The 9675-nt window shown below is 32.0% G+C and carries 10 protein-coding genes and 2 tRNA genes; 1 reads left to right on the forward strand and 11 read right to left on the reverse strand.

Annotated elements, in window-relative coordinates:
- Positions 1–15: 15 nt before the first annotated feature.
- Positions 16–846: an RluA family pseudouridine synthase gene (locus HMPREF2642_RS11260; RefSeq protein WP_070597884.1), complete on the forward strand. Its 831-nt coding sequence runs from the start codon at positions 16–18 to the stop codon at positions 844–846.
- A 97-nt stretch (positions 847–943) separates the two neighbouring features.
- Here HMPREF2642_RS11260 and fumC read toward each other — a convergent pair whose 3' ends face one another.
- The 11 genes from fumC to HMPREF2642_RS11755 all read right to left on the reverse strand — a co-directional run bounded on the left by fumC (position 944) and on the right by HMPREF2642_RS11755 (position 9609).
- Positions 944–2329, reverse strand: a complete 1386-nt coding sequence (gene fumC / locus HMPREF2642_RS11265; protein ID WP_002434798.1) for a class II fumarate hydratase — start codon at positions 2327–2329, stop codon at positions 944–946.
- A gap of 153 nt (positions 2330–2482) precedes the next feature.
- Entirely contained in the window at positions 2483–2881 is a 399-nt protein-coding gene (locus HMPREF2642_RS11270; RefSeq protein WP_049428016.1) for a hypothetical protein, read from the reverse strand.
- Between the two features lie 164 nt (positions 2882–3045).
- The gene (locus HMPREF2642_RS11275) at positions 3046–3225 is read right to left on the reverse strand and encodes an SAS053 family DNA gyrase inhibitor (protein ID WP_002434789.1); all 180 of its coding nucleotides are present in this window, start codon (positions 3223–3225) and stop codon (positions 3046–3048) included.
- A 27-nt stretch (positions 3226–3252) separates the two neighbouring features.
- Entirely contained in the window at positions 3253–3852 is a 600-nt protein-coding gene (locus HMPREF2642_RS11280) for a 6-phosphogluconolactonase (protein ID WP_002453580.1), read from the reverse strand.
- A gap of 179 nt (positions 3853–4031) precedes the next feature.
- Positions 4032–4502 (reverse strand): tRNA (uridine(34)/cytosine(34)/5-carboxymethylaminomethyluridine(34)-2'-O)-methyltransferase TrmL, encoded by a 471-nt coding sequence (trmL, locus tag HMPREF2642_RS11285; RefSeq protein WP_023350044.1) that lies wholly within the window; start codon positions 4500–4502, stop codon positions 4032–4034.
- A gap of 2 nt (positions 4503–4504) precedes the next feature.
- Positions 4505–5668, reverse strand: coding sequence for a tRNA epoxyqueuosine(34) reductase QueG (queG, locus tag HMPREF2642_RS11290; protein ID WP_087671673.1), 1164 nt, complete (start codon positions 5666–5668; stop codon positions 4505–4507).
- 122 nt (positions 5669–5790) lie between these two features.
- Positions 5791–6513, reverse strand: a complete 723-nt coding sequence (locus tag HMPREF2642_RS11295; RefSeq protein WP_064212285.1) for an amino acid ABC transporter ATP-binding protein — start codon at positions 6511–6513, stop codon at positions 5791–5793.
- Positions 6506–7963 carry an ABC transporter substrate-binding protein/permease gene (locus HMPREF2642_RS11300; RefSeq protein ID WP_002469724.1) on the reverse strand — a complete coding sequence of 486 codons (1458 nt, stop codon included), beginning with the start codon at positions 7961–7963 and terminating at the stop codon, positions 6506–6508. The genes HMPREF2642_RS11295 and HMPREF2642_RS11300 overlap by 8 nt, the downstream gene beginning before the upstream one ends.
- 143 nt (positions 7964–8106) lie before the next feature.
- Complete coding sequence (locus HMPREF2642_RS11305; RefSeq protein ID WP_070597885.1) at positions 8107–9165, reverse strand: PTS sugar transporter subunit IIC; 1059 nt, start codon at positions 9163–9165, stop codon at positions 8107–8109.
- A 246-nt stretch (positions 9166–9411) separates the two neighbouring features.
- A tRNA-Leu gene (locus HMPREF2642_RS11310) sits at positions 9412–9494 on the reverse strand.
- A gap of 40 nt (positions 9495–9534) precedes the next feature.
- A tRNA-Gly gene (locus tag HMPREF2642_RS11755) sits at positions 9535–9609 on the reverse strand.
- Positions 9610–9675: the final 66 nt, after the last annotated feature.

Below are 9675 nucleotides of genomic sequence, written 5' to 3' on the forward strand. Positions count from 1 at the left end.
CTATAGGAGGATATTATGAAATTTACGATACCTGAACAATACACTGAGAAATCTTTAAGAGAGATATTTCAAAATCTCAATCTCCCTAAAAAAGACTTACATCAACTTAATATGTCAAAAGATATAACAATTAATAATCAATCTGCTAAATTAACTGATGTAGTGAGAACCGGTGATTCGGTGTTCATACCTACACCAGAGGAAAAAAGTAATTATTTACCTAGTTATCGTTACGCACAGGTTTATTATGAAGATGATGACTTTGCGATAGTGATGAAGCCTAAAGGTGTTAAAACTCATCCAAATGATTTAAAAGAGAGTAATACACTTATGAATCATGTAATTTACACAGTTGACAGTGAATATGTCGAACCTATTCATCGTTTAGACCAAGAAACAATGGGTTTACTTATTGTTGCTAAGAATCCAATTATGAAGAAAATCTTAGATCGAATGTTAGAAGAAAATGAAATTACTCGTATTTACAAAGCTAACGTTAAAGCATTGTTACCAATCAAACCTCAAACAATAGATATGCCTATTGGTAAAGACAAATTCCATCCTAATAAGCGTAGAATTTCAAATACAGGACAACGTGCAATCACTCATATTTTAAATTCTGAGATGATTAAAGAAGGTATATGTCAACTTGATATTAAACTTGATACAGGTCGTACGCATCAAATACGAGTACATTTAGCAGAAATCGGTCACCCTGTAATTGGTGATCCATTATATGGTGATTCAACATTGCGTAAATTAGAACTTAATAGTCATAAAATTGAATTGATTCATCCACTAACACGTGAGTTGGTTTCGGTAAGCTTGGATGATAAAAAGGCATAAGTCTACTATGGAACAGATAGAGGCTAAATAATATGTAATATTAAATAAGCGAGAGACGTATTATTCAATACGCCTCTCGCTTTTATCATAGATTTAATTAGTGAGGGTCAACCATGTCTTCTGGTTTAATCCATTCTTCAAATTGTTCTTCAGTAACATATCCGCTATTTATAGCTGACTCTTTAAGAGTTAATCCCTCTTTATGCGCCTTTTTAGCAATCTGAGCCGCTTTTTCGTAACCTATATGTGGGTTTAATGCTGTAACTAACATTAATGATTGATTTAAGTAATTGTCGATATTTTCTTCAATCGGCTCAATACCTACTGCACAATTATCATTAAATGTTTGCATACCGTCAGCTAATAGATAAATTGATTGTAAAGTATTATGAAGAATAACTGGTTTGAATACATTTAATTCAAAGTTACCTTGTGAACTTGCAAAACCAACTGCAGTATCATTACCCATAACTTGTACTGCGACCATAGTTAACATTTCACATTGTGTTGGATTAACTTTACCAGGCATAATAGATGAACCAGGTTCATTTTCAGGAATAGAAATTTCTGCTAAACCTGCTCTTGGACCTGAAGCTAACCATCTTACATCGTTTGCAATTTTCATTAAATCGCCTGCTAATGCTTTCAATGTACCATGTAATTGAACTACTTCATCATGTGCAGTTAAAGCATGGAATTTATTATCAGATGAAACAAAGGCATACCCTGTGTTATCTGAAATAAATTTAGCTACTTTAGCTCCAAACTCTGGATGAGCATTTATTCCAGTTCCCACTGCTGTGCCACCGATAGCTAAACTAAGGATATGTTTCTTAGATTCACTTAAAAGTTCTTCACATTTATCTAACATATATCGCCAACCACTAATTTCTTGGCCTAATTTAATTGGGGTTGCATCTTGTAAATGTGTACGTCCAATTTTAATAATTGATTGATATTGATCTTCTTTTTCTTTTAAAGTATTACGCAGGTTCTTAAGCGCTGGTTCTAATTTTGTTTCAACTTCATGATATAAAGCAACGTGCATTGCTGTTGGGAATGTATCATTAGAGCTTTGTGATTTATTTACATCATCGTTAGGATGAATCATTTCATCACTATTATGTTCTTTAAGATACTCATTAGCTACATAGCTTACTACTTCATTTACGTTCATATTACTTTGAGTGCCGCTTCCTGTTTGCCAAACTACTAATGGAAAATGTTCGTCTAGCTCCCCTTTAAGAATGCGATCACATGCATATACTATGGCATCTTTTTTCTCATCACTTAATTTTCCTAACTCATTGTTAGCTAACGCTGCACCCCTTTTTAATTGAGCGAATCCATAAACTACTTCAATTGGCATGCGTTCCTTACCAACTGGGAAATTACGTTTACTTCTTTCAGTTTGAGCACCCCAAAACTTATCTCCAGGTACTTCAATTTCTCCAAAAGTATCATGTTCAATTCTGACTGACATACATTTCTCTCCCCTTATTCATCTTTATTTAATTGTAGTATAGCACTATTTAATTTGTATGGGCAACGATGAGGTGAAACGTTTTCATTTCAAATATTAAAACCCTCATTATGTTCTAAAGTGATTAGAAGTAATGAGGGAATATATAATGAATTAAGCATTTTTATATTTACTTTTAATAGCTTGTACAATTGCTATAGCTGTTAAAATAAATAAAATTACACTTAACGCAATAGTGAATGGACTAATTGAAACTAAAAATCCTAAAATTCCAGTTAAGCTATTATAAAAGCTATTAAGTGTATAGATAAGAATACCTGTAATGGCTAAACAGCAAATAACACTGATTACAACGCCGGATTGATTACTTTTAATAAAAGTTTGAGCACTCACATCATCGATTAAACCCTTTGAGAGGTTTAATTGAAGCTGAACAATTTTAAATAGTAAGGGTAAATAGAGAGCTCCTAAAGCAAGCGGAAACGCTTTAATTGAAATTAAACTAATAATGATGGTTGCTATCATCAAATGCAGCCAATATTTTCCTAACATATTTTGAATCTCCTTGAATTATTCACTATTTAGTATCTTATCACAATTCCATAATGAGGTGGAACTTTGTCATAGTAGATGAAAATTTAAAACTAAAAATTAATAAATTTAAAAAGAACTCCAATAAACTAATAAAAGCTAGCTTATTGGAGTCAAATAAATTATTATTCATTATTAAGGTCAGAACGAACATCTTCATCATGAGATTGGTTTAATTTATCTTCATCATTTTCTTCTGAAATTTGTTCCATTTCTTTTCCTAATTCTTTTAAATCATCTAAATCTGTAACCATAGCATTTTCTTCTTCATGATAATTCAATTTAGATTCATGTTCTTTATTCATTATAAAATCCCTCACATAGTTTATTGATTAAACATAACGTGCTGTGAAGTATTCTTTAACATCCTCAGGTAATCCTGCAGCCGCTTCTTTATCTAAAATAACATTTACCATGCGGTGTGCTTTAAGATCTGCTGGCTCATAACTAGATTTACCGTTTTCACGATAAAGTTTTTCAATAACTTCACGTTTATTACTACCTGTAACAACTAAGAAAATTTCTCTAGCTTCCATAAGACCTTGACGTACACTTACATCTAACTTGCCACTTTCATCAATTGAAAGAACTTGAAGGATTAATTTACCTTTATTTTCTTTAGTTTTCATTTTATCTGAAATAAAATCAATTGCATCTTGTTCGTAAGAAATTGAATACACTTGGCTTTCAGGTACACCTAATGCTTCATAATAAGATCTATTATCATCATAATCTAAAATATTGATTTGGCTGAAATCTACAGCATGCGTATCTACATTTTTCTTAAGTTCATCTAATACAGGTGCGTGATCTTTTTCTAAGTGAAAACCTGCAATTGTAGTTGGATTATTATTAAATTGTTTACGAATAATATCTGCAGCATATTCTGCTACTCTTTCACTATTTTCAAATACTTTAAAGTTCATTGCCATATTAATTACACTCCTCTAAGTTTGCTCTTTACATAGAATGGTTGATATTAATTTCAAGTATACCCTTTTAAACAATTTATCAAACCAAGTAAATTCAGTTTAATGTTAGTACTTCATGATTAAATATAACATTTCTAACTAAATGATGACATTTATATATTTTTAAAAATAAAATTTAATTATGAAAGATTTGGAAATTCTTGTTGTCTTAAAGCTTCATAAATTAATAGTGCAGCCGTATTAGATAAATTTAATGATCTAATTTTATCGCTCATTGGTATTCTTAAAGCGGTATCAGCATATTTCTCTTTTACCCAATCAGGAAGCCCAGTTGTTTCTCTTCCAAAAATAAAATAATGATTCTCTAATGTATTAGAAAAATCAAAATCGCTATAAGTTTGTTTGCCAAATTTAGTTAATAAGTAATAATTACCTTTAGTGCTATCAAAAAATTCTTCAATGCTTTCATGATATGTAATATTTACATGCTCCCAGTAGTCTAACCCAGCTCTTTTTAACATTTTATCATCTGTACTAAAACCTAAGGGTTTAATAAGATGTAAATGTGTGAAAGTACCAGCACATGTTCTAGCTATATTTCCAGTATTAGCAGGTATCTCTGGTTGAAATAATACAATATGATTTGTCATATTCAGTCTCTCCTCATGTCCAAGCCTTTTTTCATTTCTACTTGAACTTCCTCTATTTCTTTTTCATAATTTTCATTAATAAAAGCCTTTGCGTCTTCACCTTGAATTTGACCTATAGCCCAATAAGCTGTACCTCTAATCATAGGTCTAGGATCATTAAGTGCAACTTCTTTTAGTTCTGGTATAGCACTTTCCTCGTTAAAATGCGCTAAAGCTAGAATTGCGTTTCTTTGTATAGGTTTTTTACCTCGCCACGCTCCAGCCAAATGACCATAAGTGTTCTTAAACTCTTTATTACTCATTTGCAACAAAGGAACTAAACGTGGTTTTAGGATTTCCGGTTCAAGTACTATATCATCATGTTGAGTATTAATACCTCTATTTTTAGGACACACTTGTTGACATGTGTCACAACCATATAAACGATTTCCTATTTTATAACGGTATTCATCTTGTAGATAACCTTTTGTTTGGGTTAAAAAGCTTATACATTTTTGACTATTCAACTGACCATTACCTACTAATGCACCCGTAGGACAACGATCAACGCAGATTGTACAGTCTCCACAACTGTCTAAAATAGGATCATCTGGTTCGAAAGGTATACTCACTAACATTTCACCTAAATAAGTCCAAGTCCCCAATTCTGGAGAAATAACAAATCCATTTCTACCAACAAATCCTAATCCTGCGCGTTCTGCTACAGCTCTGTCTGAAAGTACACCAGTGTCTACCATAGACTGTATCTCGACATCGGGTACCTTTTCTCGTAGAAATTCACTTAATTTATCAAGTCTTTTACGCATAATTGTATGATAATCTTGACCCCAAGAAGCTCGCGCAAACATGCCACGTCGATCACCTCTTACACTTTTAGGTGCACCTTTTAATTTATTTGGGTAACCTACAGCGATTGCGATAATGGAACGCGCACTCGGTAAACTTAGTTTAGGTTCAGTTCTTAGAGCGATGTCTGATTCTTCAAATCCAGATGCAAAACCTTTTGAATGATAGCTTTCCAATTTTTGTTTTAGCTCATCAAACGGATCTGCAGTTGTGAAACCTATACTATCAATGCCAATCGAATGGGCATAGTCGATAATCTCTCTTTTTAACTGCTTGTAATCCACAAGCTTTGCCCCCTCACATAAAATTACATATGTCATTTTAACACATGTTTAAATAGGATAACGTTGTGAGTTTTTATTTTTCTAAAAAAAAGATAGAACTGAAATCAATGACATAGTGAAAGATTTCTACGTTCTATCTTAATTTAAATATCAGCTTATTATAATACACGAGATAAGAAATTTTGAGTTCTTTCTTGTTGAGGATGTTCAAAAATTGCTGTTGGCTTACCTGATTCCACTACAACGCCATCTGCCATAAAAATCACTTTATCACTAACTTCTTTAGCAAAGTTCATTTCATGCGTAACAATTACCATCGTCATTCCATCTTTAGCTAAATCTCTCATTACTTTTAATACATCTCCTACAACCTCCGGGTCTAAAGCAGATGTTGGCTCATCAAATAATAAAACATCTGGTTTCATGGCTAATGCCCTAGCGATGGCAACCCTTTGTTTCTGTCCTCCAGATAATTGATTAGGATATGCATCTGCTTTATTCTTTAAACCTACCTTATCTAATAAAGCTAAAGCGGTATTTTTTAACTGCTCTTTATCCCCTTTAAGTAACATCTTAGGTGCTAACATAATATTATCTATCACTTTTTTATGAGGAAATAGATTGAAGTTTTGAAATACCATCCCCATTTTTTGACGTAATTCATCTAAATGAACATTTTTATGAGTTAAATCATTACCTTCAAAAATAACTTGTCCTTTCGTAGGTGTTTCAAGTAAATTCATACAACGTAACAACGTACTTTTACCACTACCTGAAGGACCTATAATAGCAACTACTTCTCCTTGAGAAACTTCTAGATTAATATCTTTAAGAACTTCATGATTTCCAAACTTTTTGTTCAAATTTTTAATTTTAATCACTAGCTTTCATTCTCCCTTCAACTAAACTCATGATGCGTGATAATGCAAACGTTAAAATAAAGTATAGAACTGCAGCAACGATTAAAGGTGTAAAAGGATCGAATGAAATACCTTGAACAACTTGAGCATTAAACATAATTTCGCTTACACCAATAGTTGAAACAATCGATGATTCTTTAATAAGCGTAACAAATTCATTTCCTAAAGCTGGTAAAATATTTTTAATCGCTTGAGGCATAATGACCGACTTCATAGTTTGAATGTAGTTTAAACCTAAACTTCTTGCTGCCTCCATCTGACCCTTGTCCACAGCATTGATACCTGCTCTAATAATTTCTGCTATGTATGCTGATGAATTTATGATAAGTGCTATTGTTCCACATATAAGTGCGGAAACATCTAAGCCAAGTGCTGCTGTGGTACCAAAGAATACAATAAATACTTGTACTAACATTGGTGTTCCTCTTAAGAATTCAATATAAATACTTGCTAACCAAGATAATGGTTTAAATTTATTTATTTTCAATAATGCGATAAAAGCACCTAGTATAGAACCTAAAATAACGCCTACTAATGAGATTAAAATAGTGTTTTTAATTCCTTTAATAAAGAAACTTCCATATTTTGTGAAGAAATTCCCATCATCTTGCATATCCTGAGCAGCTTGATTCATATACTTATCAATGAGGTTTTTGTTGTTTACTTCATCAATAGTTTGATTTAAATGCTTTAGTAAAATTGGCGAATTTTTGGGAACTGCTATACATGTAGGTTTCTTTTCTTCATTAAATTTTACATTAGCGAATTCTAATTCAGGATTTTGTTTTAAATACGCTTCTCCTACTGGTTTTTCGACAATTGTTCCTACAACTTTACCACTTTTAAGAGCTAAAATTGACTCAGGTAATCGATTTAGAGAGGATACTTGACTATCTTTTATTTCATTATGAGCTATTTTCTCTTGATCAGTTCCTTTCTGAGCAGCAATTTTCTTACCTGTGAAATCTTTCAAATCTTTATATTTATTTTTATCTGATTTTTTAACTAACATTACATTATTTGTCATCATGTACGGCTCGGTAAAATCTACTTCCTTTTTTCTTTCCGGTGTTGTAGTCATACCAGATATAATGACATCAATTTTTCCAGTTTTTAATGCCCCTAATAAACTATCGAATTGCATATTAATAATTTTTAACTTCAAATGATTATCTTTGGCTATTTTCTTCGCTAGCTCAATATCGACACCTGCATAATCAGTTTTACCATTTTTTATTTTTTCAAATTCTAAAGGTGCATAATCAGCAGATAATCCAACACGAAGTTCACCACGTTGTTTAATCTTGTTCCAATTAGAATCTTCTTCAGCACTAGCAATTGGATTTATATATGTAATTGCAGAGCCTAAAAGTAGTGTAATGACTATAAGAATTTTAATAATTTTGTACATACTTTAAGAGCCCTCCTAAATAAATATACATTATTATACATAATTACTTATAATAATGCAATTTAATTTTGAAGAAAGACAAAAAAATAAGCAATGTTTCAATAGATACTACCATGAAACATCGCTCTCATGCATATAATAATTTATTCTTTTGGTAGTTCAAATTTATAGATTTCATCGCTATATGAATGAATAAATCTTTTGCATAAATGATGTATAATAAACGCACCAATAAATGGAACAACAAAATAACCAATTATCAATAAAATAATATTGAAAGACGTATCACCAGACATTCGATTAAGCGCATTAATCGGTCCAACTAGACCTGTATAACCAAAACCAGCTGACAATGGTGTCCCCTTAATATTTAAAAGATACGCTACTATACCACAAATAATCCCATTTAGTGTTAAGGGAATAGCAATAATTAAGTTCTTCAAATAGACAGGTATCATCATTTTAGCTGCACCAATTAATAGGACCAAATTGACACCGATTGAATTGACTCTTAGTGATCCAAATAAAAACGTTACACATGCTGCTACAATACCCATATTTGCAGCACCACTACCTAAACCAGTTAAACTTATAGCAGTAGCTATCGCTACGAGGGAAATAGGTGTAACCATCAATAAAGAAAATGTCACACATATAAGGATAGACATTAATAATGGGTTTAATTCTGTAAAGCCATTAATGAGTCTACCAATAGATTTAGTAATGATTTGAACATATGGGAGTGTCATTAAACCTATCGCTCCACTAACTACGGGTACTAATACCGGTAGTATAATCATTTCAAATGAACCAAGTTTACCCTCAAGAAACATATAAATGGCACAAGCGATAACGACCACAATAATGACATTAATAATATCTCCTATCCCTTTTAAAGCTATGCCACCATTACTAAACTGTATAGCTCCAGAACCTAATATAGCAGAAGTACCTATCATTGCAGCTCCTGCTCCTTTAAATTTAAATTGATGCGCCGCTAACACACCTATTATAAAAGCCATAAATGATTGAATAACAGTTACTAATTGGAATATAGTTTCTAATAAGTGATTTCCTTCTTTAAATAACTTGAGTAATTCACCTAATAATGCATTAGGTAATAGAGCAACAACTACCCCCGCCCCTACAGCATTTAATATATTGTTAAAAAATGATTTTCCACTAAATTGAGATTGACTCATGATGTACCTCCAACAATTGCATTAGATTAATAGTATTATAGATAAGTATGATTAACAATAACTAAATTTAGAAAAAGTAAAAATTTAAGGGTGTTTTAGTATTTTTTTATTTTTCAGGTTAATATCTTCTTTAACACATTAAGTTCTGATAATCATATTCGTATTTATTATAGTATTAAAAAAAGAGTGAAAACGTTGATTTAACAACATTCTCACTCTAAAAGTTCCTAAAAGAATATAAAATTATACCGGTGGTCGGGATCGAACCGACACTCCAAAAAGGAACGGGATTTTGAGTCCCGCGCGTCTGCCAATTCCGCCACACCGGCTCAATAGATAAATAAAAAACTTCCCTATGGAAGCATATTATGGAGCGGAAGATAGGACTTACACCTATACCTCGTTCCGGGAAGGAACGTGTTCTAAAAATTGAACTACTCCCGCTTAATATTAAATTATATGGAGCGGAAGATAGGATTTGCACCTATATCTCATTCCGGGAAGGAATGT

This window comes from Staphylococcus sp. HMSC055A09 (assembly GCF_001809655.1).
Taxonomy (GTDB): Bacteria; Bacillota; Bacilli; order Staphylococcales; family Staphylococcaceae; genus Staphylococcus; species Staphylococcus capitis.

Excerpts from the sequence above, each read along its gene's own strand:
- HMPREF2642_RS11300 (WP_002469724.1), bottom strand. The coding sequence starts at position 7,963 with ATGTACAAAATTATTAAAATTCTTATAGTCATTACACTACTTTTAGGC.
- queG (WP_087671673.1), bottom strand. The coding sequence starts at position 5,668 with ATGACATATGTAATTTTATGTGAGGGGGCAAAGCTTGTGGATTACAAG.
- HMPREF2642_RS11260 (WP_070597884.1), top strand. The coding sequence starts at position 16 with ATGAAATTTACGATACCTGAACAATACACTGAGAAATCTTTAAGAGAG.
- fumC (WP_002434798.1), bottom strand. The coding sequence starts at position 2,329 with ATGTCAGTCAGAATTGAACATGATACTTTTGGAGAAATTGAAGTACCT.
- trmL (WP_023350044.1), bottom strand. The coding sequence starts at position 4,502 with ATGACAAATCATATTGTATTATTTCAACCAGAGATACCTGCTAATACT.
- HMPREF2642_RS11280 (WP_002453580.1), bottom strand. The coding sequence starts at position 3,852 with ATGGCAATGAACTTTAAAGTATTTGAAAATAGTGAAAGAGTAGCAGAA.
- HMPREF2642_RS11270 (WP_049428016.1), bottom strand. The coding sequence starts at position 2,881 with ATGTTAGGAAAATATTGGCTGCATTTGATGATAGCAACCATCATTATT.
- HMPREF2642_RS11275 (WP_002434789.1), bottom strand. The coding sequence starts at position 3,225 with ATGAATAAAGAACATGAATCTAAATTGAATTATCATGAAGAAGAAAAT.
- HMPREF2642_RS11305 (WP_070597885.1), bottom strand. The coding sequence starts at position 9,165 with ATGAGTCAATCTCAATTTAGTGGAAAATCATTTTTTAACAATATATTA.